General features: G+C 59.8%; 22 protein-coding genes, 1 tRNA gene and 1 pseudogene. 7 read left to right on the top strand and 17 right to left on the bottom strand.

Annotated features, from left to right (window positions below; all coding sequences use genetic code 11):
• The 4 genes and pseudogenes from ACPEH8_RS10270 to ACPEH8_RS10255 all read right to left on the bottom strand — a co-directional run.
• Positions 1-107, bottom strand: a pseudogene (locus tag ACPEH8_RS10270) (DUF1153 domain-containing protein); the annotation flags it as partial.
• A gap of 337 nt (positions 108-444) precedes the next feature.
• Positions 445-918 (bottom strand): hypothetical protein, encoded by a 474-nt coding sequence (locus tag ACPEH8_RS10265; RefSeq protein ID WP_423666667.1) that lies wholly within the window; start codon positions 916-918, stop codon positions 445-447.
• On the bottom strand, positions 908-2137 hold the full coding sequence (locus ACPEH8_RS10260; RefSeq protein ID WP_423666665.1) for an RHS repeat-associated core domain-containing protein: 1230 nt from the start codon (positions 2135-2137) through the stop codon (positions 908-910). The genes ACPEH8_RS10265 and ACPEH8_RS10260 overlap by 11 nt, the downstream gene beginning before the upstream one ends.
• A gap of 219 nt (positions 2138-2356) precedes the next feature.
• Complete coding sequence (locus ACPEH8_RS10255; RefSeq protein WP_423666663.1) at positions 2357-2872, bottom strand: hypothetical protein; 516 nt, start codon at positions 2870-2872, stop codon at positions 2357-2359.
• 169 nt (positions 2873-3041) lie between these two features.
• Between ACPEH8_RS10255 and ACPEH8_RS10250 the strand changes: the two genes are divergently transcribed.
• Positions 3042-3806, top strand: a complete 765-nt coding sequence (locus ACPEH8_RS10250; protein WP_423666661.1) for a hypothetical protein — start codon at positions 3042-3044, stop codon at positions 3804-3806.
• A 132-nt stretch (positions 3807-3938) separates the two neighbouring features.
• Here the strand turns inward: ACPEH8_RS10250 and ACPEH8_RS10245 are convergent, their stop codons facing one another.
• Both ACPEH8_RS10245 and ACPEH8_RS10240 read right to left on the bottom strand, forming a co-directional pair.
• Complete coding sequence (locus ACPEH8_RS10245) at positions 3939-4151, bottom strand: hypothetical protein (RefSeq protein ID WP_423666659.1); 213 nt, start codon at positions 4149-4151, stop codon at positions 3939-3941.
• Between the two features lie 52 nt (positions 4152-4203).
• Complete coding sequence (locus tag ACPEH8_RS10240; RefSeq protein WP_423666657.1) at positions 4204-4929, bottom strand: hypothetical protein; 726 nt, start codon at positions 4927-4929, stop codon at positions 4204-4206.
• Between the two features lie 260 nt (positions 4930-5189).
• On the opposite strand from ACPEH8_RS10240, the gene ACPEH8_RS10235 reads away from it, so the two are divergent.
• Positions 5190-5687 (top strand): hypothetical protein, encoded by a 498-nt coding sequence (locus ACPEH8_RS10235; protein WP_423666655.1) that lies wholly within the window; start codon positions 5190-5192, stop codon positions 5685-5687.
• Here ACPEH8_RS10235 and ACPEH8_RS10230 read toward each other — a convergent pair.
• Complete coding sequence (locus ACPEH8_RS10230) at positions 5631-7424, bottom strand: bifunctional DNA primase/polymerase (protein WP_423666653.1); 1794 nt, start codon at positions 7422-7424, stop codon at positions 5631-5633. The genes ACPEH8_RS10235 and ACPEH8_RS10230 overlap by 57 nt on opposite strands.
• Positions 7425-7427: 3 nt before the next feature.
• The gene (locus tag ACPEH8_RS10225; RefSeq protein WP_423666651.1) at positions 7428-7730 is read right to left on the bottom strand and encodes a helix-turn-helix domain-containing protein; all 303 of its coding nucleotides are present in this window, start codon (positions 7728-7730) and stop codon (positions 7428-7430) included.
• Between the two features lie 392 nt (positions 7731-8122).
• Between ACPEH8_RS10225 and ACPEH8_RS10220 the strand changes: the two genes are divergently transcribed.
• Both ACPEH8_RS10220 and ACPEH8_RS10215 read left to right on the top strand, forming a co-directional pair.
• The gene (locus ACPEH8_RS10220; protein WP_423666649.1) at positions 8123-8629 is read left to right on the top strand and encodes a TIR domain-containing protein; all 507 of its coding nucleotides are present in this window, start codon (positions 8123-8125) and stop codon (positions 8627-8629) included.
• Between the two features lie 11 nt (positions 8630-8640).
• Positions 8641-9504, top strand: a complete 864-nt coding sequence (locus tag ACPEH8_RS10215) for a DUF4231 domain-containing protein (protein WP_423666647.1) — start codon at positions 8641-8643, stop codon at positions 9502-9504.
• 13 nt (positions 9505-9517) lie between these two features.
• Here ACPEH8_RS10215 and ACPEH8_RS10210 read toward each other — a convergent pair whose 3' ends face one another.
• Positions 9518-9997 carry a hypothetical protein gene (locus tag ACPEH8_RS10210; RefSeq protein WP_423666645.1) on the bottom strand — a complete coding sequence of 160 codons (480 nt, stop codon included), beginning with the start codon at positions 9995-9997 and terminating at the stop codon, positions 9518-9520.
• Between the two features lie 70 nt (positions 9998-10067).
• On the opposite strand from ACPEH8_RS10210, the gene ACPEH8_RS10205 reads away from it, so the two are divergent.
• Positions 10068-10358 (top strand): helix-turn-helix domain-containing protein, encoded by a 291-nt coding sequence (locus ACPEH8_RS10205; protein WP_423666643.1) that lies wholly within the window; start codon positions 10068-10070, stop codon positions 10356-10358.
• Between the two features lie 503 nt (positions 10359-10861).
• Here ACPEH8_RS10205 and ACPEH8_RS10200 read toward each other — a convergent pair.
• The 4 genes from ACPEH8_RS10200 to ACPEH8_RS10185 all read right to left on the bottom strand — a co-directional run bounded on the left by ACPEH8_RS10200 (position 10862) and on the right by ACPEH8_RS10185 (position 15931).
• Entirely contained in the window at positions 10862-11473 is a 612-nt protein-coding gene (locus ACPEH8_RS10200) for a hypothetical protein (RefSeq protein WP_423666641.1), read from the bottom strand.
• Positions 11474-12508, bottom strand: coding sequence for a ParA family protein (locus tag ACPEH8_RS10195; protein ID WP_423666639.1), 1035 nt, complete (start codon positions 12506-12508; stop codon positions 11474-11476).
• Between the two features lie 1595 nt (positions 12509-14103).
• Entirely contained in the window at positions 14104-15177 is a 1074-nt protein-coding gene (locus ACPEH8_RS10190; protein ID WP_423666637.1) for a hypothetical protein, read from the bottom strand.
• A 301-nt stretch (positions 15178-15478) separates the two neighbouring features.
• The gene (locus ACPEH8_RS10185) at positions 15479-15931 is read right to left on the bottom strand and encodes a hypothetical protein (protein ID WP_423666635.1); all 453 of its coding nucleotides are present in this window, start codon (positions 15929-15931) and stop codon (positions 15479-15481) included.
• A gap of 115 nt (positions 15932-16046) precedes the next feature.
• Here ACPEH8_RS10185 and ACPEH8_RS10180 point away from each other — a divergent pair, with 115 nt between their 5' ends.
• On the top strand, positions 16047-16607 hold the full coding sequence (locus tag ACPEH8_RS10180) for a MarR family winged helix-turn-helix transcriptional regulator (protein ID WP_423666633.1): 561 nt from the start codon (positions 16047-16049) through the stop codon (positions 16605-16607).
• Positions 16608-17345: 738 nt separating this feature from the next.
• Here ACPEH8_RS10180 and ACPEH8_RS10175 read toward each other — a convergent pair.
• Together ACPEH8_RS10175 and ACPEH8_RS10170 are read right to left on the bottom strand one after the other, a co-directional pair.
• The gene (locus ACPEH8_RS10175; protein ID WP_180855548.1) at positions 17346-17879 is read right to left on the bottom strand and encodes a hypothetical protein; all 534 of its coding nucleotides are present in this window, start codon (positions 17877-17879) and stop codon (positions 17346-17348) included.
• A 496-nt stretch (positions 17880-18375) separates the two neighbouring features.
• Positions 18376-19578: a tyrosine-type recombinase/integrase gene (locus ACPEH8_RS10170; protein ID WP_423666631.1), complete on the bottom strand. Its 1203-nt coding sequence runs from the start codon at positions 19576-19578 to the stop codon at positions 18376-18378.
• Positions 19579-20103: 525 nt separating this feature from the next.
• Here ACPEH8_RS10170 and ACPEH8_RS10165 point away from each other — a divergent pair.
• The gene (locus ACPEH8_RS10165; RefSeq protein WP_423666629.1) at positions 20104-21687 is read left to right on the top strand and encodes a TIGR04141 family sporadically distributed protein; all 1584 of its coding nucleotides are present in this window, start codon (positions 20104-20106) and stop codon (positions 21685-21687) included.
• Between the two features lie 286 nt (positions 21688-21973).
• On the opposite strand, the gene ACPEH8_RS10160 is transcribed toward ACPEH8_RS10165, so the two are convergent.
• Positions 21974-22049, bottom strand: a tRNA-Thr gene (locus ACPEH8_RS10160).
• 59 nt (positions 22050-22108) lie between these two features.
• On the bottom strand, positions 22109-24988 hold the full coding sequence (locus ACPEH8_RS10155; RefSeq protein WP_423666627.1) for an autotransporter domain-containing protein: 2880 nt from the start codon (positions 24986-24988) through the stop codon (positions 22109-22111).
• Positions 24989-25153: the final 165 nt, after the last annotated feature.

Genomic DNA, 25153 nt, shown 5'->3' with positions numbered 1-25153 from the left:
CGGCTGGCCGCAGCCACGGTGGTCTTGCCCTGGATGATCTCAAGGACCAGTGCCGACTTGCGACGGGCCGTCCAACGCTTGATCTCTTCTTCCATTACTTCGCTCATCGGTGTCTCCTTCGGGGAAAGTAACGCCTGAGCAGGAAATCAGTGGGTCATTGCAGCCAAGCCGAGGGCGATGCCTCGCGAGGGATTGAACGGCTACAGCTGGAGCTCATCGCGGCGCTGCCCAAAGCACAGCAGCGGTTTGTCATGCAGATGTTGGATACGGTGCTGCAGCAGAGCGGTTGATTGGTTTGGCCAAAGCAAACAAAAAGCCCGCCATTCGCGGGCTTTCTATTGCACCGACGGTTAGGAAGCAAACCGGATCCCGCCATTCAGCGACCTGTTTGGTTCGATGCTTCGGCTGCGAACGCTGCGAGCCAACATCAAGAGTCCAAACGAATCAATCGATCGGCAATTGTGGCCGCTCTCCTGCCATCTCTTGCAGCCAATAATGCTGCCCAATAATCTCGATTCGTCCCAACGCACTATTTTTCTCGCCGTATCCGGGGAGGTACAATCCGGCTACAGTCGCTGCAGAATCATTTGCCATTAGTCGTTTAAAGCGATCGACCTCTGACAAGGCAACACCAAGAGCAACCCCGCCTTTTCCTCCAGAATAAACATAAAGATCTTTTGATGCGAACATGTATGGCGAGCCGTCGACATAAGCGATATAGCCCGTAACCTCAATGTAGCCAACATCGTGGCGCGTCCACAATTCTGGAAATAACGACACACAGACGCGAACGGGGCCATCGCCGCGTACACCTTTGGAAACGGCATAACAGCCTCCTTCTTTTTCGGCATTGCCCGCTGTTACGCTACATGAAAAGAGAGAGAGTGCAAGGAAACAAAGCCAAGGCCTAATGATCATTATAGTAACTCTCGTTCAAGTATGATGCTCCACCAGAGCCCATATAGCTACTCACTTTCCACTCAACAACTCGCCCGCCCGGCAATGTCACAATAGCACTTTGATCAAATTGTCCGTTGCGGGTCCAGCCGTTAGCCCTCCTGTACTGCCCAATCGCATAATTCAAATCATTGCTACTAAACAAGCTCATTGTCGGATGTGTATGTACGAAACCGGCGGTTATCGAGTAGGGCGTCGGCCCGGATGAAAAGTCGGGATTGACTAAAAACCTAAGTCCATCGCTTGTAGCAGATCCAAGAACAACGCCATCTTTGCTATAGAAAATTCTGGACGCAATCTCGGCGTCAAATTTATCTGCGATCCTACGGACTCGATCATCCCAAGCTCTTGCCGCGCTCCCTGGCGTTTCAAATTCTCTTTCTTGGATTGAACTCAATGCGTTGTTAGCTGCAGTGGTCGCAGCCTTGCCTACTGTCTCAGCTTGCTGCTGGGACCGCTCACTCCTCCCGCCATTCACCATTAGCACGCCGCCGCGAGCGCCCTGTTCCAGGGCGCACCTTGTATCTTTGCCACAAGCTCGGCGCCCATCCGGATCCGTGAACTTGTAGGGATTGTTGTTGGCATACCAATACCGGTTAAACGCGCCCACCGGGTTGCTATACGCCGTCACCGGATCCACGGACAGGAACCTTCCGATTTGCGGATCGTAGTAGCGCTGCTGCATCTGCACCAGCCCGGTCTCGCCGTCCATCACATGCCCGGTGTAGCCAGGGCCATCCACCACCTTGCCGATGGGCGCGCCATACGGCTCGTAATGAGTACGCTCGATCACGTTACCGGAAGCATCAGTACTGGCAACCGGGCTACCCAGCGAATCGGTGTGCAGGTAGGTGATCTTGGCGTCCACACCTGCGTAGTCCCGGCGAGCGATCAGGCTACCGGCCAGATGGACGTACTCGCGCCCCAGGCCCTTGCGGCCATCACTCTGGAATACCAGCCGGCCGTCCTGCGCGTACTGCGAAAGCACCACTCCGAGTCCTGGGGCTGAGGCAAAGATGCGGCGCCCCAGCGCGTCATAGCGATAGCTCTCCTTTCCGCTGACCTCGCGCAGACGATTGCCATAGTCAAAAACGTGATTGAGGCCATTCTTCAACTTCAGGTGGCCCTGCACGTCATAGCTCAGGCCGATAAGCGTATTGCCCGCTGCGAGCAACGTCACTATGGGCTACATCCACGTCGGACCCGAGCACCTGCGAAAGCACCAGGAGACGGCGTCGCGCTACATCCTCGAACAGCTCGGCCTTGAATGGACCAAGGGCGAATGGCCGCCTAGGCTGGCCATCTAATCCACCGTCGGCGCGCAACGCATCACAAGGCGATGAAATAAAAGGGCCACCCCGAAGGTGGCCCTTTTTTCGTGCACGGCGGGAGAACGGCGTCAGTCGTCGGATGGCGCGGGCTCGACCACCCGGACGGTGGACAGCGCCTCGGCGGACTGCTCCTCGTCCATGTCGGCCGGGTGGTGCTTCTGACGCGGCGGCACCTCGACGCCCCTCTTGCGCATGTCGTTGGCGTACCAGCGCACCGACTTGGCCGTGGCGGCCGCACCCGCAGCCTGCGCGTTGACCATCTCCGCAATGAGCGCGTGCGGGTAGTCCGCAGGGTCCATCAGGATCGCGCGTGCGAGCGCGCCGACACCAAGGCCACGCGGCTTCTTCTCGGTCGCATCCGGCGCTTTGGTGGCCTGAACCTTCGGCTCTGAGCGCTGCGCGGTCGCCTTGGGCTTCTTCGGCTGCCCGAACGAGGCCAGGTCGATGTTCTTGTCGGCCGCGACCTGCTCGATCCGGGCGACGAGCTTGGTTCGGGTCGCGAAAGTCTTGGAACCCGCTGGCTTGTCGGCAATACGGTTATGCAGCGCGAGCAATTCCTTGGTGGGCATTCCTTCCAGCTTCATGGCGTTCTCCTACGTGTTGGTGGGCACATAGGCATTAGGTCGCGGTTCCCCTCGTCCGGGAGCCCCCCGCCCCATTTCCTTCTCCTCTCACCTGACTCCAGCTCGCGCAGGTAGAAGACGTCCTCAGCATGGGGGAATCCGCTCGCGAAACTAAGTGAGTAGTCTCAGAATGGCGACCAAATCCCAAGGAAGCATGGAAATGGACGTTGCTAGCGGTCATAGGATCATCGACCTTCGAGGCAGGGTAGTCTCCAATTTTGACGCCGGGAATTGGGAGGAGATTGGCTTACTGACAGGTGCTTCGCCGATCATCAAAGGGCACTCACGACTTCTACGCAGCCTGGCGTGGGGAGACGAAGACTATGCGGGAAACGCGTTAGTGGTTCTTTCGGCTATAGCCCATCAGAACCCAGCGGCACTTAGCATCATTGAGGATTACTTGGAAACGAGATTTCCAGGCGAGTCAGTATTCATTTCTGCCAAACCCTCGGAGCGTAAGATCACATTCGCCCCAAGTGTATTCACAGTACCTCAGGCTGGAGTTGAGTCAGACCTCGTTACTGCAATGATGCCGTTCGGCGCTGCGTTTTCACCCGTGCACGATGCCATATCCGCTGCCTGCCAAGAAACAGGTCGTCGATGCCTGAGGGCGGATGACATTTGGGAAGAGAGCACCATCATTCAAGATGTATTCAACCTGATCTTTCGCGCCCACGTCGTTGTTGTCGACTTCAGCGGAAAGAACCCGAACGTCATGTATGAAACAGGAATTGCCCATACGCTCGGGAAGCACGTCATTCCGATTTCACAGTCTCTCGATGACGTGCCGTTCGATATCAAGCATCACCGCGTTTTGAAGTATTTGCCAAACTCGGAAGGGATGCTTGCTCTCAAGTCTTCACTTGCTGCGAAGCTCAGACAAGTGTCCCCCTAACTGGCCGTCGGCGCGCGAAAGCGCCTAAACGCATGAAAAATAAGGGGATGCCATTGAGGCATCCCCTTCGATACATGGCCGGAACACCCATCGCCCCGTTGCGCACCCATCGTTCCGGCCGCGTTTGCCTTGTCAGCAGAGCGCGAGATGCGCCTGCCCGTATCCCAGCCGATCGGCCCGGCGCTTGGTCTCGCGGTCCACGTACAGGTCCAGCGCGCGGCAGTACGGAACACCTGCCAGGCGGGCCGCGTCGTCAAAGTACTCGGAATAAGGCCGCACCCCCACCGCCTCGGCCCGCTCGGCCAAGGATTCGAGGACATCTCGGCCGGTGCGCAGGGCAGACACTATGCCTGCGAGCGCGATGGCCGCCGGGTGGTCCGCTGAGTAGTGGGCCAGCCTACGCATCGCCGTCGCCCCCGATTAGTGCGCGCTCGATCTGCTGCTCGCGCATGGCCAGCGAGACCGTGCTGAGCGGGTTCGCCTTGCCGGCGGTCCAGGCGCGGATGGCCACCAGGATACCCTGGAGGCGAGCGTCGCCCAGCTTGATGTACTCCCGCACCTTTAGGTGGTCGTCCTGCCTCATGGCCCCCGCGAACTCGGCGGGGCCGACAGGCCGGTCCTTCGTGGGCAGCCTGTCGATCAGGGAGAGTACGGCGGACGCGAGTGCCACGTTGGCCGTGCCGACGGCGACCTGGGCCATGTGCCCGAGCTCAGCGGGACCCGCGTGCTGGAGCTGCTGGAGGTACTCAGTGCGCTTCGGGTCGCCCAGCGCGGCGCGCGCCAGCACCTTGGCCGGGGAGTCGTAAAACTCTCGCTGGCCGACGAGCTGCGCGTGCGGTGCGCCGGCGTCCTTGAGGATCTTGTCGAGCTCGGTCTTGGAGTTGTCGCGGATCTCGCGGACGGTGGCGAGGGTCTCATTCTGGGCGAAGCGAGCGAGGTCGCCGGAGGAGAGGCCCGGCGCGCTCTTCCAGCGTGCGGCGATCTGCTGCTTACGGGCCGCGACGTCCTTGTTCAGTCGCTCGATCGTGGCGAGGGCGCGCTTGTGAAGCACGTCCAGCTGCGAGGCGAGCTCGCCGATCTGCTGGGGACTGAGTAGCGGGGTGTCGCTGAGGGTGATCTTCATGCTCGTGTGCTCCGGTGGGGTCATGGTCCTCCGGTCGCCTGTCACGAGCGCATCCCCGGCCTCGGGGTGGTCTGCGCGCCCATGCGCTGACCGGATGCCTGCAATGTGTCGCGGAGCGTTGGGCACGAACGCCATCGTTCTCCGAACGTGTTTCCGTCGAAGCTGCCGCCGTCACCCCGGGTTACAAATCAAGCGCTTGGCACCGCGCCACCCGCTGATGGAATGTTAGGCTTTGGCAACGACAGGGAGAGCCCGAGAGAATGTTCATCGTTCCTGAGCACGTACTGAGCGCACGTAGAGATGAACTAGGTGAGTTCTTCCTCATCTTTTCCCGTTTTGAGTTTGCCGTGAAAGCCGCAGGCTATGCGAAGCAAGGGAAATGGGGGGAGGCAATGGCTGATTGGAACGCGTTTGCTCTGGCCATTGCCGACGAACTAAAGACGCAAGGCTCTGAAGAATACGAGCAAGCCGCAGAGTATATATCTTCTAATCCACCCAAGTCTCAGACATACAAAGATGGAAAGCTCGATTGGTCCAATCAGGCTGGGAAGGATAGTTGGTCAGCGGAACGAGTCCTGCTTTTCCGCGTGCAAGGAGTGCGGAATAACTTAATGCATGGGGCCAAGTTTCTCACCCCAGAAAGCCAGGACGCAGGCCGAGACCAACGCCTCATGGCAGCCGCAACATGCATCATCGAACGGCTAGTCAATACATCTCCCAGCTTGCAAAAAGCGTTCTTTAGCCCGGCCGTGGCATAGCTCCTGTTCGCCGCGATTGATGCTACCGTGGAGCTCGTCCTTGTCCACCTCGACGGCCTCAGTGTCCCAGGGCAGGTCGCCTAGGAAGTTGGGCAGGCGCCCGGCCTCCAGGAGGCCGTCCCACCAGGACTCCTCCGCGCTCTGGCTCATGAGCTTCTGCTCGGCCAGGGCCTCGGTCTGCGGCACGCTCTCGCGCGAGTGCCAGTCGCCCAGGTCGCGGGCCAGCATGTCGTGCAGCAGGCCCGCGAGGCCGCCCTCGTCGAGCTGGCGGTTGAGCGCGTTGAAGAACTCCTTGTCGCCCAGCCGCCGCTCGTTGACGTTGAACACCGCGAACCTGCGTTCGCCGTCCATGCCGGCCGGCACGACCCAGTCGTTGTTGGACGCCATGACGATGTGCACGTGGTTCCGGCCCATCACAGCGTCGCGGCCCTTGCCCTCGTAGATCAGCGTGGGCTCCGTCACTAGCGCCTTCAGCACTGACTCGCCCGCCTTGTCACCGGCCCAGAACGCCTCGTCGGCGAACAGCAGGATGCAGTTCTGGAGGTGGGAGTTGAACCGCCCCACGAGCTGCGACGGGTTGGCGATGTGCAGGCCGCTCGCCCCCGCGAGCTTGGCGAGCGCCCGGCCGAGCGTGCTCTTGCCCGTGCCCTTCGCTCCCCTGAAGGCGACGGCGACCTCCGCGACCCTCTCGGGGTGCTGGAACATGAAGGCCATCCAGTTCAGCACGTACTCGAACGAGGCGGCGTCGCCGTCGGTGAGCACGTCGCGGATGAGCTCGCGCAGCAGCGACCAGTCGCCTGGCCTCGGCTCGACGGACCAGCCCTTCCACATGTTGAGCCAGCCCTCGTCCGAGTAGCGCGGGTCCTGCGTGGACCAGTCGATGAACTCCTGGCGCCCCTCGCCGTTGGTGGCGTGGTGGCAGGCCATCATCAGCGGCAGCCACTGCGAGTCGTGGTCCTGGAAGTCGCAGGGGTCCAGGTGCTCAAGCGAGGCGGCCAGCATCTCGGGCGTGAGCTCGCCCAGCCCGGCCGCCTCGCCGTGGGCCCGCACGGGGCGGCGCGCCAGACGCAGCAGCGCGTCGGGCACCTGCGGCGCCTCCTCGGGGAACGGCGCGAGGTCGTCCCACTCGTATCGCCGGCCGTTCGGGTGCACGGAGCCGGGCGCGACGACCTGGCGGCCGTGGCTCTTGAACTCCACGCCGGGGTAGGTCTCCAGGCTGTCGAGCAGCTGCACGTCGGCCGGCTTGCGGAACCAGTAGTGGTGCCCGCCCGAGCCGGTGACGACGTGCGGGCACGCCGACAGGTCGAGCATCGCGTCGCGCGCCAGCTCGGCCAGCGGGTCGCGTCCGGCGGCGTTGTCGGGGTCGTCCTTCCCGCCAAAGTTGCGCGGGTCCACGTCGAGCACCATCCACGTCGGCGGCAGGCGCACGCCCACGTTGCGGCCGTCGCGGCGCGCCTGCTCCACCACCTCGCGGCTGTCGTACTCCCTCGACTGCCAGGCGCCGTCGCGCGGGGTCTTACCGCGGTCGCGGCCCCTCGTGTCTTTGGCGTCCCACCTATGGAGCGGGATCAGCGTGAGGCCCGCGCGGATCAGACCATCGACGTCGAATGACGGCGTCGGCGAGCTGCGCCCCACGGCATCATTGATCCCGTGAGCTCTGGCAGGCTCCGTCTCCCGATCAGTTGTAACCTTGCGCCCACGGTCTAGCACGCCGTGGCCGTTTTCTTGTGCGGCCATCGGTCAGCCCTCCGCCTTAGCGGTGCGAGCCGCCAGCATCGCGGCGCCCACCTTCCGCATTCCCTCGCCCATCGGCTGGCTCTTCGCGTACTCGCGCAGGTCGCCCATGCGGTAGCGGATCAGCTTCGGCCCGACGCGGGTGTACTTCGGGCCTCCGCCGTTGCAGCGGTACCACGACAGGGTGTTGTACTTCAGGCGCAGGAACGCGGCCGCCTCCTGGGCGGTCGCCAGCGCGTCGTCGGGGAGCGCGTGCAGCTCCACCATCTCCTGGGGGGAGAGCTTCTTCGGTTCGCAGGGGGTAGTCACAGGCGTGCTCCATCTCCAGGGCTCCCGCGACGGCGGAATGCCGCCGGGGGACTGGGCCTGCTGTGCGTCGCAGAGATGGGCTGCTCAGTTCGTCACGCTGGGCTGACCTCGGCTGTTCTTGCCACCGAAAGCACTTCTGATCGCCATAGCCATTGTCGGCGATCCCCGGGCTGGTCTGGTCGGCAGCCGATTAACCACACTGTACCCAGATGGCTCGCGCGTTAACACCAACATTGCGTCCGGGTTCCCCGGTGAGCCCGTGTCGTCCGGCTCGGTCCGGGCTGCTCGGTATCAGGCCGTGCTGCCCCGTGCACATTATCGGCTGTCTGGGGCGGCCGTATTGCCGTCCGTGCGGCGCCGCGCCTTGAAAACTGAACGGAACTCCCCCATATTTGTCCGATCAACTACCACAGGGGATTGAGGAAATGGGACTTCCTAGGACTTTCGTCGGCTTTAGCAGCACCGATATTCGCTACTACCGCCTGATGCTCGCATGGAAGGAGAACGAGCACATAGACTTCAACTTTACCAACTGTCAGCTTTCCCAAGAGATTAACTCCGAGAACGAGGCTTACATCAAGAGCAAGTGCCGCGAGCGTATCCAGATGGCGAGCACCTTCGCCGTTCTGATCGGACAGGACACGCGCAGTAAGCACAAGTACGTTCGGTGGGAGATGGAGGTTGCTCTTGAGAAGGAGTGCCGCATCATCGGCATCAACCTTGACGGCTCTCGGCAGATGGTTACGGCAACCTGCCCACCAATCATTCGTGATATTGGCGCCGTCTTTGTCCCTTTCTCTCCCAAAATCGTTGCCTATGCCCTTGAGAACTTCAAGATGCACGACAAGGGCAACAGATACTATCCGGACGATGTCTACACGAAGCTTGGTTACAAGTAAGGGGAGGTTACGTGCAAGAGCAGGACTTTCCCGCCCTTTACCGATCGGCAGACGACCTGTCCCTAACATCTCAGCGCCATTTCTTCCGGGCGCTGAGGGTGCACCTGATAACGCTGGTAGTTGCAGCGGTCTTGTCGCTCGTCAGCATTCCGCACTGGTCCGTCGCGGCACTCCAGCTCCTCGCACTGCTTGGTGCCCTCGGCTGCTCGATCTACTTGTTTGCGATGCGCCCGGATCGATTCTGGTACGCGGGACGGGCAGTGGCCGAGTCGATCAAGACCATTACGTGGCGGTATGTCTGCCGGGCTGAGCCTTTCCAACGCGACGATGCGACCGCCCGCAGCGATTTCCGCCAGACTCTCAAGCAGATCGTCGAGCAGAACAAGGAAGTCTGCCAGTCGTTGACCGAGTATCTCGACGAGGCGCAATTCACCTCGGTGATGGAACAGATGCGCGCTCGATCACTGGACGAACGCCGGGCGACCTACGCGAACTGTCGAATCAAGGACCAGCTCACCTGGTACGCGAAGAAGGCGGCCTTCAATCGACGCATGTCCCGCTACTTCTTCTGGGCGCTGATCGCAGTGAACGCCATCGCCGTTGTCTGTGCGGTGTTGCGCATGGTCTACGTGGCGCAACCATTCTGGCCCACGGACGTGTTCGTGGCGATGGCGGCCAGCATCTTGAGTTGGATGCAGGCCAAAAGGTTCTCTGAGCTTGCAGCCTCCTATGCGCTCGCGGCGCACGAGATCGGCCTAATCAGGGAGCAGTCCCTGCTCCCTGAGACGGATGAGAAGTTCTCGCTGTTCGTCGGCGATGCCGAGAATGCTTTCTCGCGGGAACATACCCAGTGGGTGGCACGAAAGGACGTTTAGCTCTTGGGGCGTGCTACAAGCACGCCCCAACCCAAGCGTCAGCAAAGTTGTCCCGCCCCTCAAGGATCACGCTTTTGCCGCCCGACACGAAGCGTCGGAACCCTGTGTACCCGCCGAAGTCGTTCTTTGCGTTGACCCGACCACAGGCGACCACGCCGAAATCCTCGGAGTAGTTGGCGCGCACGTCCCGGAACTGCGCGGTGTCCGGGTCCTTCAGCTCGCCCCTCACCGCGCGCTCGGCAGCCACAATCGTCTCGGCGCCGAACCACTTCTCCTGCTTTGCCTTCTTCTCCGCGGCCGTCATGGGGTGCTCCGGCTCAGAGTCCGCCAGCGCAGGCGCCTCGACTTGGTTAGGCGACGGCCCGGCCACGGCCTTAGGCGCATCAGCAACTGCGGGCTTGCTGCCAGGCACAACTTTCGTTCCGATCCAGGCTAGGCCAACCAAGACGACCAAAAGAACCCATATCCGCTTCATATGCACTCGCTTGCTCATTGATGAATAGTCCATTTTGGACTATTCCAATCCGAACTTTAGCGTGTGATGACCATCAAGTCATCGCACGATGCCTCAATCGACCCACAATTCCGACTACCAGCTTTTGCTAGCCGTCCTAAAGGCGGCTCGTAAGCGCGCGGGAGTGTCACAGGTTGATCTGGCGAGCCGATTGGGCAACACACAGACCTTCGTCTCGAAATGCGAGCGCGGCGAGCGGCGTATCGATGCCGTGGAGCTGGTCGAGTTCGCCGAGGCACTCGGAATTGCGCCTCAGAACCTACTCGCGCAGTACCTGGATCTGCGCGGCAACTCATCTTCAGCGAAGGCGCGCAAAGGCAAGAAGTCACACGGGAACTGAGCATTCGTGCTCAAACCGTGTTCGTGCGCATCCTTGAAAAGCACTTAGGCCGCCCGAAGGCGGCCTAAGTGCTTGATGTACATGGTGCCGGAAACAGGAGTCGAACCTGCGACCTACGCATTACGAATGCGCCGCTCTACCTCACGCAACAACGTCAACCAGGGTAGTTCCGGTAGCGCACAGAAACGACAAGTACCACACCGTCCTGCACCAAAGCTTGCAGAGCACTGGCAACAGCTTTTCGAACGAGTGACCGGACGTATCCCAGCATCACGGCCGAACCTAAAGAGTCGGCCGTAAGTGCGGCCTAAGCCGGGCAGATAAATCGCGGAATGCCGGGCTTGAGATCATCAAGCACACCACATCGACTGATCGAAGACAAAGCGCCGCTTACAGCAAGCTCGCGACAGACACAACTTCCAATTGCCCCCCGAAATATGCGCCAAGCGAACAAACCTTCGTCCAAAGAGCGCATCAACGCAGCCAGTCCATGCAACGAAGCTCTACCACGGCCGCTGAATCGCGAAAGTTGTAGATATGTGGTTCGAGTAGGCAACATCGGTCCTGTCAACCAATGCAGCGAAGAACCCGGAGACACTTTTCAAGATTGCGACGTTAAGCTTTGTCGCACCGTCCTGCCCCTGATTCCATTCGAATACAGGCATGGGAAATCCGTGCGAGAAGCTGTGGCGCACCTTTAAGACCTGATCAACCCGCTCTCGCACGTTAAGTGAAGAGGACAGAACCTCAGATCCGAATTTGATGTTCGCCCAGTTTGGCCAAGGATCGAATTGCGAACACTGAAGAAAAAATCCCCTTACGTTATCCGCGTTAGGCGTATTTAACTTCTTCGCAGCCTCCTTCGCTCGATCTTCCGCGATCGAACGCAGCTGAGCGTATCCCGCATCTTGGTCGCGGCCGACACTATGATACTTCTTCATGACCACGGCTTTTATATAAGCGTCCCAAGCTGCGACATGAGCCGCAAGCGCAGCATGTAAAAGGATGGCCTTGTCCTCCGCCATCGAGGCTTTTACGAGAGATCCAGCGTGCTTTACGATTAGATCAGCACGCCGACGATGTGCGTCGTACTCCACCTTAGAAGCCGAGGGCATTTAGAGCTCCTCAACAAGCGCTTCCAGCGCAGCGTTGTACTTGGCAAGAGGGCTAGGGTTTACCTGAATCCGCTGACCATTGATGACCTTTGGACCAGCCTTCAGCTGATGCATTGGCAGACCACTCAGAGAAGACACAATTGCCGCTGCATGATAGTCAGGGAAGTCGACAAAACGCCCCTTCGCAGAAACGCCAGGATAGGCGAATATTGAACGGTGCTTCAACCTCACTGATTCAACTGTCTTGATGATTGCGGTGTTTGCCGCCTTAGAAGCCTTACTTGGCTTCCCATCAAAAACGATCCCCTTGTTCGATATGAACGTATGGAGCTTTGGCAAGGAGACCCCCTCCTCCTTCGCTCTTTTGAAGAAGCTTAGTCTCGAGAAGTTTGCCAGGTAATCATCCCCCTGCCCATACAGCAGAGCGATAATATTCTCCATTCCACGCCGGGAACTTTCATCCGCAGTGAACGGAACAATAAGGTAGTCGGATGCGGCAATGGCAAGCTGGGTATAGACAGCAAAACTAGGATTGCAATCAATGAAGAAAACTGCGTCACCTAAACTGTTCTCGGCGATCTCATTCTTCAGATCATCGATCCACCCGATAACTTTACGCCACGCATCAAATGGGACGGACAATTGAGATGTTTGCCTTACTGCCTCCCCGAGCACCTCAACCAAGTTATCTCCGCACACCAGCCCTAGGTTCTTCGGAATTTTAGCGTTGTGCTCGTGCGCCTTCACGACGTACTTATGAGCATCCCCGGTCGGTTGAAATGGCGAGTTCAATCTCTGCTCAAGGTAACCGCCTACGCTCCGCCTGTATGCCGGATTAGCGAGGTGTCCCCGCAGCGCCGCACCACCTTTATCCTGCCCTCCGAGAATCATCTCGGAGACATTTGCCTGCGGACACAGGTCAATCACATAGACGTCAGCGCTCGGATTTCTATGCGCGTACTCGCAAGCAGCCAAAAAGCAGAGAAAACTCTTCCCGACCCCACCTTTGTTGTTCCAGAAAGCATACGCAGACATTTCATTCCTTGATATTTTTGAACATAGCCATCAAATACAGGCCAGCGCATCTAGCGCCCCTTCCCCTCAGCGGTCCGTCCAGCAGAAACCGGTGTAATCCTCAGAACCGCAGCATCAAAGTTGAGCCGAGCCCAAGACAGGGCGTGTTCGTGAAGATACCTTCACATCGAATGCTGGGCAACCAATTCAAGGAGCCTTGCAGTACTGATGCAGTTACTCATGGCACCACAGATGGTCAGGCGTCCTTTTGGATCAATGGCTTAGCCAACCCCAACTGGCAACCAGGGTGCCGATAAGTGCCTTGTAAGCCAAGTAGCCGTCACTTTGAGCCGATTCGGGCCCGTGAAGCCCCATGGAAAGCCAGGTTGGACTCACACCTACTTTCAAGGCGGACAGCGGCTTGCGGTGTACGCGCCTCGAGACCGAATCTACGTGTAGTACCTCTCATTGACGTTACGGTTGCAGGCGAGACACTTTCGATATGCACCAAAACGCCCAGGACGCTCCCGCCCCAGTAAGCCACCGCATTCGCAAACCAAAGCGCTGCGCCCTTGATCCCAGCGCCAAAGCCTTAGAGTAGCGACAAGTGCAAGGGTGACCGATACCGCGATAGCCAACGCAGGGAGCCATCGCGCCATCGCATACACCCCTGCAAGCACCGGACTCTCCCGGAGCATTCCCAACGGCAGCATCAGCAGCAACCCCAGCGCCAAGACCCCAAGTGCGGGCGCATACATCCTTACCATCATCCACGTCCAACGATCCATGTAGCCGTCCCGCTGATTGTTTTATGCATCCTTGAGCATATCGGTCGCAGGGGATGAGACTTGAAAGGAACACATTCTTTACCGCCCGTACAAGATCGAACACCACCGTACGCTTCACACATGGCCACCACGTCTTGCGGTTGCAGGCACGAGCTCGTACACCGCCGCCCACACGTTGCACGTTAGGCTTAGGGCACATGGACTTTGATAGCGCTTCGTATGCGCTTTACATCCGCATGCGGGACCTCCAAAGCGCGCTTCCACGACCAAGTCCCCGTGCAACCTCTTGGCCAATTTCGCGGTGGATCAATGACAACTGCGGTTCACAACAATCGACATGATCATCCGGGTAGCCATCGAATCGACCATGTGTCATGTGGATCGTTACAAACACTGCATACATGGGCGAGCAATCTATGCATCACAGTGATTGCCGGGAGGTTGCGCTCATAAGCGGCCTGCAGGATGCTCGCCAGGGCTCACCAGAAGCTCGCTGAGCGCGCCGCAGGACCGGCCAGCGACACCCCTACGCAAACACCGGTGGGATTCAACACAGAGGCTTACAGGTCATCCTCAATGACTCCGAGGCGCGCTCTCCACACAACCCCGGCTATAATTTTCTGCGCGTCCCCGAAGGGGCGCGCATCTGGACCCGAGGTGCGAGGGCCGAAGGCCGAGTACCGATGGGACCAGTCACGGGACATCAACGTTGGCATCCCAATAAATATCTACCTTCTCAAAGAGAAGGTAGTTGCTCTTGATTTATAGCTCTTATGGGGCTGCTGACAAGCAAGCTCGTTCGCGCGCGTAAGATCCTATTGGCGCTCGCTATGCAGCTAGTTTTCGCCGTTGCTCCTCGCGATGCTTGCGCTGGCTGTTCCGGTTCTGCTCACGCCTCCTGTCCGCACGGGGATCGCCTGAGACGCCTGCCGCGTTCAGCGCGCGTGTCACCTTCCGCTTTACGCTCGAGCACTGCACAGCGAATGGGCAGTTGTGACACGGCATATCCCGCACGTCGTGACGATTGCCGATGCACGCCGGAACGTATCCTTCAGGCGCTTCGTTGACCTCAGCAGGCACGGCGACCATCGCCAGCGCATCCCGGACCATGTCTTCTTCAAACATCGCCTTGGCACGCGCCTCTGTCAGCGGTCCACCAGCCCCAAGATACCGCGCCAATCGGGCGGGGCGGTCCTTTGCATGCAGCACATCGGCACTCAATGCCCGCATTGCCGCAGCATGCACGGGATCTTCTCCAGACGGCTCCATAAAGAAGCGCCGATCCCAAGCGGGCGAGAACAACCGTTCACCAGTCTCAGCCCAGGTGGGGTGTCCCCGCATCCATGCGCCGAACAACTTCCCGGAAATCAGCTGGTTTGGCAATGGTGGGCGCTTCGCCTTCCGGCCCACGATCCATCGTTCCATGACGATCTCGCAGAACAGATCGTACGGCATTCCCAGTTCGTCAGCCTTCTGACGGGCCCGCCACAAGCTGGTAATAACCGACCTGTCGTTCAACGCGAGACTTGGCGTACAGGGCTGCTTGCGCGGCGCTTCGGAATGGTCAAAGTGACGCGCCCAAGCAGCACGGTACGCAGCGATATATGCCTCCGTGAACGCCTGCGTGGCCTGCACCGGGGACATGTAGCGGTTCCCGATCCAACGGGTGCGCAGCAACAATGCCTCTTTGGCAAGCAAGCCTTTATCGATGTACGTGCGCTGGAAGACCAGCTCTCCCACCTGTCGCTTCACGGGATCAGCCGACTTCAGCGCGCGTTGATACGAGGCATCCCTGCTCTGCGCCTCCATCATGTTCTTCGCAGACGCCTTCTTTCGGGCTGGGTTAGGCCGTTTTATCTTTGCCTTCCCGCCCGTCGCGCCTGACTTCTTGTTCCTAGCCATTCTCCTTCCCTCCTCGATAAAGACAGTGTTATACCGACCGGGCCGATGAAATCGCCGGTCTTCTTATGTTCACTAGCGCACGGCGCGCCCGGACGTTTCCGCTGCGGGCGCGCAATGGATGACGCGAGTCAGATGAGGGAACGGCCGCCAAGCGGTTGGATGGCGCTATCGCCAAATGTGACAGCCTGAACTTCACCTGGTCCCAGGCCATCCCTAGCCATCACGCTCCTTAGTGCCGTTAGGCGCAGAGGGGCCCCTCCGCACCCAACATGGTCGCCATGGGCCGCTACCGGCTCGGACCTCAGCGACTGACGGCGTCGAGCTCCATCACGTGCAGCTGCACTTCAGCAGAGACAAGCATTGCGGGAGTGATGCGCTTCTTGCCGCAGTGGCGCAGGAAGGTCACAGCACGCTGAACGTAGTCGCGGTAGTTGATACCGGTCATGTCAACCAACTGGCGAGCCTTCCAAATTGCGCGAAACATCGAGGCATCGCATACACGCAGGTCGTAGCGACGGTCAGTGGCACCCGTGTTGAGCTGCAGCCTGCTGGCAAACTCGGCAGTGGCCTCGAATGCAGTCATCTCGCTGTAGGTGGAGGCGCGATGGATTTCGCACACCTTATCCACGACAAGCTGCTCACCGCCCATGATCTTTTCAGAAATTGCGCTCTGCGCGGCGTGCAGCGCGTCCCTGCCCTCACGCTGCGCAGCGAAGAGGCAGATGGAGCGATCAATATTGTTGTGCTTGTGCATGATAGTTCTCCTAGTTGCTAGCGACTGCGGAATTGCCGTCACTGGAAACAAGGTTGCCAAGCAAGTAAGTGGCGGACCCATTGAATTCAACCAGTCCACCATCCTAGGATGTGGCATGAGCCAACTGCCGCATCCTGAGTTCAGGGCACTATTGATACTTGCCAATGGGCTGACTAGCGACCTTGAAGTCCGCCTCAAGGAATACGACCTATCCCTCACTGGATTCCTGGCGCTAGAGGCTATCGAGCGGGCACAAGGTGCCAACGCATATCCGATGACACGCGCGAGCCTCGCTCGAATGATTGGCACCACGCCAGCATCGATGTCTGTACTTGTTGGGCGTCTGATACGCAAAAGGATGGTGTCAGAAACGTCTATTGATGCCCGGGCCAAGAGACTTGCGATTACATCATTCGGGCACTCTAAGCTCGCTGGAGGGAAGGTAGCCTGGGAGGACACCTTTGAAAATCTTAGCGAGGCACTATCGCCTAGCGGCAAAAGCCAGCTTCTGAAGGCCATTGATAAGCTGAACTTGACGCGTGAACACGAGCGCAAAGAGGGGCATCGAGCGGCGTACATGCGCACCCTCTCAAAGCAGTCAACCAAGAATGCAGTTGCAAATAACCATCAACAGTCCAGAGTTGCTGAGTCCCGAAGGAGGGCTGAGCTCGAATGATCACAGCTGTATGGAGTGATCGATTCCGGTACCCCACTACGGCAGCTAGGTAACGCGTCCTTCGCGAACCATCTAGGACTTCGTGCTTTGGATACGGATTATCCACGCACACAATTAGAACCCGTCGTTCGCCAATGCGCACCAATCGCTGCACAACGCTAGCCTGACAGGGTCGCTACACCCCTGCATCGACAGCCCTCGGGCAGCCCCAGATCGGCCGACAGAGCGATCCTAGAGCGTCTATTCTGCGCAGCTAGCCCGGTGGCTGAGACAGTAGCCAGGTGACACCTCAGCTAGCATAAAGAAGGCCCACTGACGTTGCCATCAGCGGGCCTGGTTGCGGCAAATCGAGTTGCTCAGCGAGGGCGAATGCCCAAGCCAAGCAGCACAGCTCCAGCGATTGTAAGTGCTTGACCTACTGCGAGCGCATGCATGTTGGCAATGTTGCCGTAACCGCTTGCTGAGGGGTTGATCAGGAAGTAGAGCCCAATTGCGAGTGCAACTAGTCCCAATGCCACACACGCCACTGTCGAGCCACGCTCTTCCCGGGCGTTCGCGCTCGCACGATTCGATTCAACAATTGCCTTGGGCAGGTCCGCATAGCACTTAGGACACTTCGCGGATGATCTACCCGAGGGGATGGCAGCACGGCAAGCCGGGCATTGATAAAGGTTAGTTGCTGGATCACTGGTTTGCATGTTCTCTCCTCCATGATTGGATGCACTGGGGTTTCCGACATCAGCCACCCGTTGGACTACCCACCTGAGCGCCCTTGACCAGATCACGCAATGCAGCGCGTTGCTCATCGTCCAGGCTGTATTCGGTATCGCAGACCCGGACCTCGATCCTGTTGGCACCGGTGAAGGCCCCTGCTTCTGCCAAGGTCATCTTCTTGCCGAACGAAAGGATTGCGTACTCGTATCGATTGAAGGCGGGCATGTCGCTGGGAAGCGAAACAGCCCTTCCGTCCACGAGCATGTCAAAGCCTGTACCGGCGCAGCGGACGTCATAGGACATGTTGAAGGTGAGGATGGCCGAGACGGTGAAAGAGTCCGACTTCGTTACAGCGCGGTCTCCGTCTACTACGCTGTGCAGGCTCAGAGAAATGCCCCTGCTGGTCTTCGACAGCTCCGATAGCTCCACTTTGGCCTCGTAGGAGGTTCGATCCTTGAAACGGTCGTATGAGCGCTGCTCCTGGGCTACGACTTCTCCCGGGGCAACAGCAGTCAGCATCAACGACATGACGGCAGCAAGCGTAATCCTGTTCTTCATCCCAACGTCCCCGACTGAGCGCTGACGGGCCCGGCCACCCCTTGCGACCGGTCACACCGCGTGCAACGCTATATACCGCAATGGTAATGACTTCTACTGAATAGGTATATGGCCCATGCTCCTGCAAGTTCACACACCGTTACCTCCGCGTGCCCTCGCCCCAAGTCATCACTGCTACGTTTTCCAAGCGGCTCTCCGAAGCTCGAGCGCTGCGAGGGCTGTCCCAGCGCGCGCTGGGGGCGCTGGTGGATAAGGATCAGGACAAGAACCGAGGTGCCGTGCTGATCAACAGGTACGAGCGAGAGCGAAATCAAGCGGATATGACCAAGGCCGCAGAGCTTGCCAGCGCACTTGATATACCCGTCGCATACCTCTTCGCTGAGGACGATGACCTGGCTGCCGCAATCTTGGCCTTCGTGAAGCTCCCGCCCCCAGAGCGGCACAGGGTGCGAGAGGAGCTTGAGCGCTTGGCCGGGCAGCAGCCCGACTGAGAGCTTCACGCCGCCAGCTTGGCAACTGCCGCCGCCAAAGTGTCCGGGGCCAAGTGGGCGTAACGTAGAGTCATAGTTATATCCGCATGCCCCAGTAGCTCTCGCACAGTGTTCAAGTCCACCCCTGCCCGCACCAGCCTCGATGCGAAGTGATGCCGCAGGTCATGGAACCGGAACTGCTCGATGCGGGCGTCAGTGATCAGCCTGCCCCACCCCTTCTTGATGTCGCTCACCTCGAATACCTTGCCCGCGCGTCGCTCGACCGCTTGACCCGCCCAACGCTGCAGGACTTCCATGGCTTCGACGTTAAGAGGGATGTGACGCTGCCTGCCGGACTTGGCGTTCTCCGCCTGGATGGTGAGCATCTTTGCTTCCCAGTTGATGTCGGCCCATGTCATCGACAGCAGCTCACCCCGTCTCATACCGGTGTTCATGGCTGTAAGAACCACCGGGGTCAGGTGATCAACGTACCCGTCCATCGGCAAATCAGGCAGAACCGCCTGCCGATACCGGCGACGAGCAGCATTGGCGTTCGCCCTGCCCTCTACACCAGCAAGATCGCGCGCTGCGAGCGCGGCTCGGAGCATCGCCTCCTCATCAGGGGACAGGAACCGTACGACCTTGCGGCTCGCTGCTGATCGCTGACGCATACCCATGAGGGGGTTAGTCTCGATCAGCTTCCACTCAACCGCCCGCGACAAGGCAGACCGTAGGCAAGCAAAGTCGCGCGCTGCGGTAGCCTTGGTGACGGCATCAGGGCCAGTGACACGCCCGCGCCACCATCGCTCCATTGTGGGCACGTCGATCTCAGTGATTTGACGGCGTAAAAGCCACGGGAACACCGATCGGATGCGGTCCGGGTACTGACGACCACCCTTGAGCTCAGCTATCGCCCAAGGTTCAAAGTGGTCATTGAGCAGTGTTTCAAGCGTGCAACTGGTGGGCTTGGACTTTGCGAGTGTCGGCAATCCGGACTGAACGTACTCAGCGACCGCTTGCCGGGCTTGGTCCCGGGCCTGATCAAGTGACAGATGTTCGACCGAACCCAAGGTACGACGCTTACCGTGCGCCCAGGTCACGATCCAAGCCTTGTGCCCTGTTGGCTGCACACGCAGGATCAGGCCGCGAACCTGAGCGTCCCTAAGCTCATAGGGGCGATCACGGGCTTCTGCTGTAAGAACGATGCGCTTGGTGAGGGCAGATGACATCGGGCGGAGCGTCCGTAAGTGGCGATAAGGCCAACTTAGGACAGGATGCGAGGCGGTGTTTGGATGCGGATCGTCCGCAGCCTCGCGTCTGCCGAGATACCCACGCAAGGACCTATCGAACTGGCAACTTGACCGCCATCACACTTTCTGACATAAGGCCGATAACTTGGCCGATTCCAACCAGCTCCCGCAGAGCCAAGCGCCTCAGCTTCAGTCGTTGCGATCTACTCCCATTCCGAAATAGGAGAGTCGATTTATGACCATACGAAAGATCCATCCCCCTAAGCCCCCCAAGCCACCGGATCGGCCCCAGAACATCCAGACATTTCGACCATTTGGAAAGACCAAATGGGTACGTGCGCACTGGCGATGGGATTACTCGACCCATCAATGGGAATGGGTACTTGGTCATTGGAGCAAGTAGCCATATCCTCTGGCGCCCGCAGGAAATTCACGCAGAAGACCCTTCATAGAGCACAAGAGTCACAACAAATGGCAAAAGGATATCGCCGACTCAACCTTTTTATGGCAAAGCCACTGGCGAAAGGCACAAAACTGGCCAATCTTCTCACTGCAGCGCCTGTAGATGAATATCCGATAGCGGGCGCCCTAGGCTTGGACGGCACTCTCTTCGTGAAGAAGAGCGATGAGAAGAGACCGACTTGGGGCTCATTTCTTGATGAAATTGGTGGCATAGATGTTCCAGGACTCGCAAATAGATCCAGCTCAGCTGTTTTGCTTCTACGAGTGGATGACGATGTATTCGCATTCACTTTCGGATACGGGCGATACCTCATTGAGCAGTCGTTGTTCGTCCAGGACTTCGGGCTACGCACCGCGCTCAATACGCTAGACGAGAAGTCACTGCGGAGTGTCGATCTTCACACCCTTGAAGATCAGCCCGTCCAAAAGAAGTCCCAGGCTGCTCGAGACTCAGAGGTCAGCGTTTTTGGAATCGATATCTTAAGAGACGTTCTCCGCGCAGTGACAGGTGTGCCCAGAAGGGGCATAGACCTTGTGCAGATCGCTGGAGGAGACGCCGGCTTCTCCTTTGGCATCGAGATGGAACCCTCTGAGCTGCCGGCACTGAACCGCCGCATCAAGAATTACTATGACAGCGACACCTATAAGACGTCGTTTTCCTGGGTCGATAACGTACGCAGGCTCAAAGACGAAACAGAAATTAAGAGACTTGACGAACTATTGATCGCGGCCATGCACGCGCGCAGCGACAGGCTGATGATCACCCTGCCAGAGATAGGAGCATGGGACTCAATCCTGGGATTTAGCTTCACTCGAAACAAGAAGGGCCTACAACCCGTCATTGATCCCGCCGACTATCTCAACAATGTTGATGACCTTCCGAAACTAAGCATAGAGGCAGTCAAGCGGGACCGTCTCTTTGTCCACGACGTCGACGGCAACGTCACTGAACACTCAGTGTATCGATGCGTCTACTTTGAAATCACGGAAGGTGACAAGACAAAGATCATCTTCGACGGTAAGTGGTATGAAATCGATGCGACATTCATCGGTCGAATCACCGAGATGTTGACTCACATCCCCCTTTGTCAGCTTCCATTCCCGGCAGTAGAGACTTGGGAAGACAATGGCAAGCCTAAGATTGAAGCAGAGGGCGATTACAACATCCGATCAGCTGCGGCAAATGGCTACTATTTGCTGGACAAAAAACTCGTTAAGACGGACCGCACGACAACTGCCATTGAGCTGTGCGACCTCCTATCTCCAACCAAGCACCTTATCCACGTTAAACATCGGAAGGGAGGCTCTGCGGGACTTAGCCACCTCTTTGCACAGGGAGGCGTAGCTGCAGAGATCATGCTTGGCGACAAGGGATTTCGCAAGAAGGCTCGGACAGTGCTGCGAAACGTGAATCCGGCGGCAAGAGATCTGATTCCCTTGAATTCCCTCAAATCCGCAGACTATGAGATCGTCTTCTTGGTTCTTGGCGAAGCGAGCGCAACACTCAAGCAGAACCTACCGTTTTTCAGCAAGGTGAACCTTACAAAGACATTTGAGAGCCTCAACCAACGTGGCTTCCGAGTTTCAATTGCGGGCGCTCCAACGATCCCGCGAGCAGTGCCATGACGATCTTCGCCAGAAAGAAGTCAATTTCTGCCAGCAGCTCCCATTTGTTCCCGGGACCAGCCTCTGCCATCGGGCCTCGCAAAGAGCATCTTCGTTGCTCTTGTAAGTCGCCATGAAGCCGGAGCATCCCAAGTGAACGGAGAAGCTGGAGCGGAAGCGAACCATTCGTAGAGGGCAGCACGGATGCCCACCAATGAGCAGCTCGCAGCGAATCCCTTTCCCATCAACGACCTCCAACGCACCCAAACAAAAAGCCCCGGCCAAGGCCGGGGCTTTTCATTACAACTGGTGCCGGAAATAGGAATCGAACCTACGACCTACGCATTACGAATGCGCCGCTCTACCAACTGAGCTATTCCGGCTGAGCTGGCAATTCTAAGGCCGGGCGTCCGGGCGGTCAATTGCCCGGACGCCCCTGGGCTCAGAAGCGGTAGCCCAGGCCCAGCATCACGCCGTTCTGGTCCTGGCCGTCCCGGCGCTCGCCGACGTAGTCGATCATGATCGACAGGCGCTCGCTGGCGCGGCTGATGACGCCGACGTTCCAGCTCAGGACCTGCTCGCCCACCGACTGGCTGGTCGAACCGAAGACCAGGTCCGGCGCGGCCGCGAAGCCGGTGCTGAACTGGGCCTGGGTGTCGCCCAGCTCCTTCTGCCACAGCACGCGGGCGTGCGGGGTGATGCGCTCGCCCTTGCGGCCCTCGAAGGTCTTGAACAGCTGCAGGCCGGCACCCACGCGGATGCTCTCCAGGCTGTCGCTGCGGCCGGCCAGGGCGCCGGCGCCCTGCCCTTCGTTGAAGCGGACGTTGGACAGGCGAGCGTAGTCGACTACAGGCAGAAGCGGCTGGACCACCAGGCCGCGGGCCGTGGTGAACGAGAAACCGTGCTCCAGGCGGGCCGACAGCGCGTCGCTGTCGTACTTGGCGCGCAGGGGCGCTTCCAGGCCTTCGATACCCACGATGCTGCGGTGCGTGTCGTGACGCAGGTCGGTGTAGCGCAGCGAGGCCGACAGGTAGCCGCGCGAATACGCGGCATCCAGGTAGCCGCCCACGTCCAGCGCGCGCACGTCACCGCTGAAGCCGGTGCCGTCGCGACCCTTGGTGGACATCTCCGCTGCGGCGACGCTGACGCCCAGGGTGACCTTGTCATCGGCCAGGCGCGTGTCGGCGCCGAGCACGATGCCGCCGGTGGTGTGGGTCAGGCCGGCCACGCCGCCATTGGCATCGATGCGCCCCTGGCTGCCGAACCCGCGGCCCCACATGCCAACGCTGCGACGGTCGCCAGCGGTGCCGGCGCTGCCGGTGTCGCCGGCCGGCTGCACCAGGTGCATTGCCAGCTGGTTGAACAGGCTGCCATTGCCCATGCCCGGCTGCGCGGAGGCGGCCTGTGCGGCCTGCGCGGCCAGGCCGTCGGCGTCGCCGCCGCTGCTGCGCATGTCGAACTGGTGCTGCTGCACGACGTTGCCGATGCTGCCCACCAGGGCGGTGTCGGCCAGGCGCAGGGTGGCGTGGCTGTCGCCGCGCAGGCCGCCGGCCTGCTGTGCGATCACGTCGCGGTCGGAGAACTGCAGCGAGGCCAGCAGCGGCTTGAGGCCGGCGGCGTTGCCGGTGGCGGCACTGGCGAGCGCGCGGCCCAGGCCGTCGCCGGAGGTGGCGTTGGCGAACAGGCCGAGCTGGTCGAAGCCCGGGTTGGCGGTCAGCGACAGGCCGTTGGCGCTCTGCACGACGTTGAAGCTCAGCAGCGAGTTGTGGCGCGGGCGGAACACCTCGCCCTCGGCGATGCTGGCGGTGTAGCCGGTGTCGCCCAGGCGCACCACATCCTGGAAGCCGTCCTGGTAGATGGGGCCGGTGACCAGGTCGCGACGGTAGCTGCCGTCGTAGTAGCCGCGCGCGACGTTCAGTTCCAGGTGCGCACCGGGCGAGATCACCAGGGCGCCGTCGATCTGCTCGTCGTCGAAGAAGGTGCCGACGCGCAGGCGGCCGTTGGCGGCGCCGCCGTTCTCGGTGACGTCGAACAGGACCTTGCCGCCCGGCATGATGTTGACGTAGCCGTGGGTGACCAGATCGCCGCCGCGCGGCATCAGGGTGCCGTACACGCGCAGACGGTTGAAGCCGTCTTCGCGCCACGACGGGCCGCTGCCCTCGGCCAGTGCGTTGAGGTCCATTGCCGGCGAGGCGATGTCGCCATGACCGACCAGCATGCTGGTCTGCATGACGCGCACTTCAGCCGCGCGCAGAGCGCCGCCTTCCAGGGCGATGGTGCCGTTGTCGACCAGCATGAAGTCCGCGCCGGTGGTGGCGGCGGTGCGCCACACGGCACCGTTGGTGACGCGGATGACGCCCATCGAATCGTCGAGGGTGGATGCGGCGAGATCATTCAGGCGCAGCTTGGACAGCAGCAGGGCCTGGATGCCGGGGTCGCTGAGATAGTCCTGCACCGAGTCCGGACCGATGCCGTTGGGCCCGCGGCTGGACGCGTTGTAGATGGACTGCGCCAGATTGATGTAGGTGGACTGCCAGTCGGTGTTCCAGCGCGCGAAATCGTCATCGACGAACGTCTGCAGCTGGCGGCCGGTGCGCAGGTAGCCGGCGTTGATGTCGCCGGAGACGTTGGCGGTCACGTTGAGCGTGTCGCCCGGGGCGCGGTATTCGGCCGAGGTCATGATGTTGTTGTTGAACATGTCCTCGCCGGCGAAGGTCACGCGCTTGGCGCCGGACCCGTCCGGATCGAAGCTCACCGAGTTGCCGCGGGTGCGCGCCGGATCGGAGAACACCAGCAGGCCGTTGGGCTGCACCACTTCGTACATCGCCTTGCGCAGCAGGCCGGCATCCATGCCACCACCGTAGTTGCCGGTGTAGATCTCGGTCATGCGCGCCGACGGCGTGTAGATCACCTTGCCGCCACTGCTGGCGGCGTGGATCTGCACCGAATCAACGGTCGGCAGGTCGCCGGCCATGTAACGTTCGACGCCACCGGACTGCATGATGGAGCACGAGGAAATGCAGTGGCCGGACACGATGGTGTTCAGGCCGGCCGTGCGGATCACGCCCTGCAGCCACTCACCGGCAATCAGCGCGCCGCCGTTGGAGGTGCGCAGCACCACTTCACGGATCGGACGCCCTTCGGCCTGCGCCTTGGCCAGCAGCGCCGGCAGCGAGACCACGTCGGCGTAGGTCACGCCGCCGCTGAGGAAGATCCGATCGCCCTGTACGTGGTAGCTCATCGCGGCGGCTTCACCCGCCGCGCCCATCGCCGCCACGCCCAGCAGGCCGGCCAACGCCACACTCAACACCGATTGCTTCATGCTTTCTCTCCAGAAAAGGTCCTACCCCGCATCGCGCGGGACCTGTGCAGAACGTGGCGTAACGACGATCTCCCCCAGTCGGGCATCGACATAAAAATGAACGCATTCATTTTCAAAGGGTGGCACTTTCGGCCTTTCACATCCTGTCAACGTCGCGTAATACTC

Origin of the sequence: Stenotrophomonas sp. NPDC077461 (assembly GCF_049545475.1) — a bacterium.
Classification (GTDB): domain Bacteria; phylum Pseudomonadota; class Gammaproteobacteria; order Xanthomonadales; family Xanthomonadaceae; genus Stenotrophomonas; species Stenotrophomonas nematodicola.
This window is presented reverse-complemented; position numbering and strand designations above follow the sequence as displayed.

Coding starts and splice junctions, on each gene's coding strand:
- ACPEH8_RS10195 (WP_423666639.1), bottom strand. CDS start 12,508: ATGTCTGCGTATGCTTTCTGGAACAACAAAGGTGGGGTCGGGAAGAGT.
- ACPEH8_RS10170 (WP_423666631.1), bottom strand. CDS start 19,578: ATGTCATCTGCCCTCACCAAGCGCATCGTTCTTACAGCAGAAGCCCGT.
- ACPEH8_RS10190 (WP_423666637.1), bottom strand. CDS start 15,177: ATGGCTAGGAACAAGAAGTCAGGCGCGACGGGCGGGAAGGCAAAGATA.
- ACPEH8_RS10175 (WP_180855548.1), bottom strand. CDS start 17,879: ATGAAGAACAGGATTACGCTTGCTGCCGTCATGTCGTTGATGCTGACT.
- ACPEH8_RS10235 (WP_423666655.1), top strand. CDS start 5,190: ATGTTCATCGTTCCTGAGCACGTACTGAGCGCACGTAGAGATGAACTA.
- ACPEH8_RS10200 (WP_423666641.1), bottom strand. CDS start 11,473: ATGCCCTCGGCTTCTAAGGTGGAGTACGACGCACATCGTCGGCGTGCT.
- ACPEH8_RS10265 (WP_423666667.1), bottom strand. CDS start 918: ATGATCATTAGGCCTTGGCTTTGTTTCCTTGCACTCTCTCTCTTTTCA.
- ACPEH8_RS10180 (WP_423666633.1), top strand. CDS start 16,047: ATGAGCCAACTGCCGCATCCTGAGTTCAGGGCACTATTGATACTTGCC.
- ACPEH8_RS10165 (WP_423666629.1), top strand. CDS start 20,104: ATGGCAAAGCCACTGGCGAAAGGCACAAAACTGGCCAATCTTCTCACT.
- ACPEH8_RS10255 (WP_423666663.1), bottom strand. CDS start 2,872: ATGAAGCTGGAAGGAATGCCCACCAAGGAATTGCTCGCGCTGCATAAC.
- ACPEH8_RS10205 (WP_423666643.1), top strand. CDS start 10,068: ATGCCTCAATCGACCCACAATTCCGACTACCAGCTTTTGCTAGCCGTC.
- ACPEH8_RS10210 (WP_423666645.1), bottom strand. CDS start 9,997: ATGAGCAAGCGAGTGCATATGAAGCGGATATGGGTTCTTTTGGTCGTC.
- ACPEH8_RS10240 (WP_423666657.1), bottom strand. CDS start 4,929: ATGAAGATCACCCTCAGCGACACCCCGCTACTCAGTCCCCAGCAGATC.
- ACPEH8_RS10250 (WP_423666661.1), top strand. CDS start 3,042: ATGGCGACCAAATCCCAAGGAAGCATGGAAATGGACGTTGCTAGCGGT.
- ACPEH8_RS10155 (WP_423666627.1), bottom strand. CDS start 24,988: ATGAAGCAATCGGTGTTGAGTGTGGCGTTGGCCGGCCTGCTGGGCGTG.
- ACPEH8_RS10230 (WP_423666653.1), bottom strand. CDS start 7,424: ATGGCCGCACAAGAAAACGGCCACGGCGTGCTAGACCGTGGGCGCAAG.
- ACPEH8_RS10185 (WP_423666635.1), bottom strand. CDS start 15,931: ATGCACAAGCACAACAATATTGATCGCTCCATCTGCCTCTTCGCTGCG.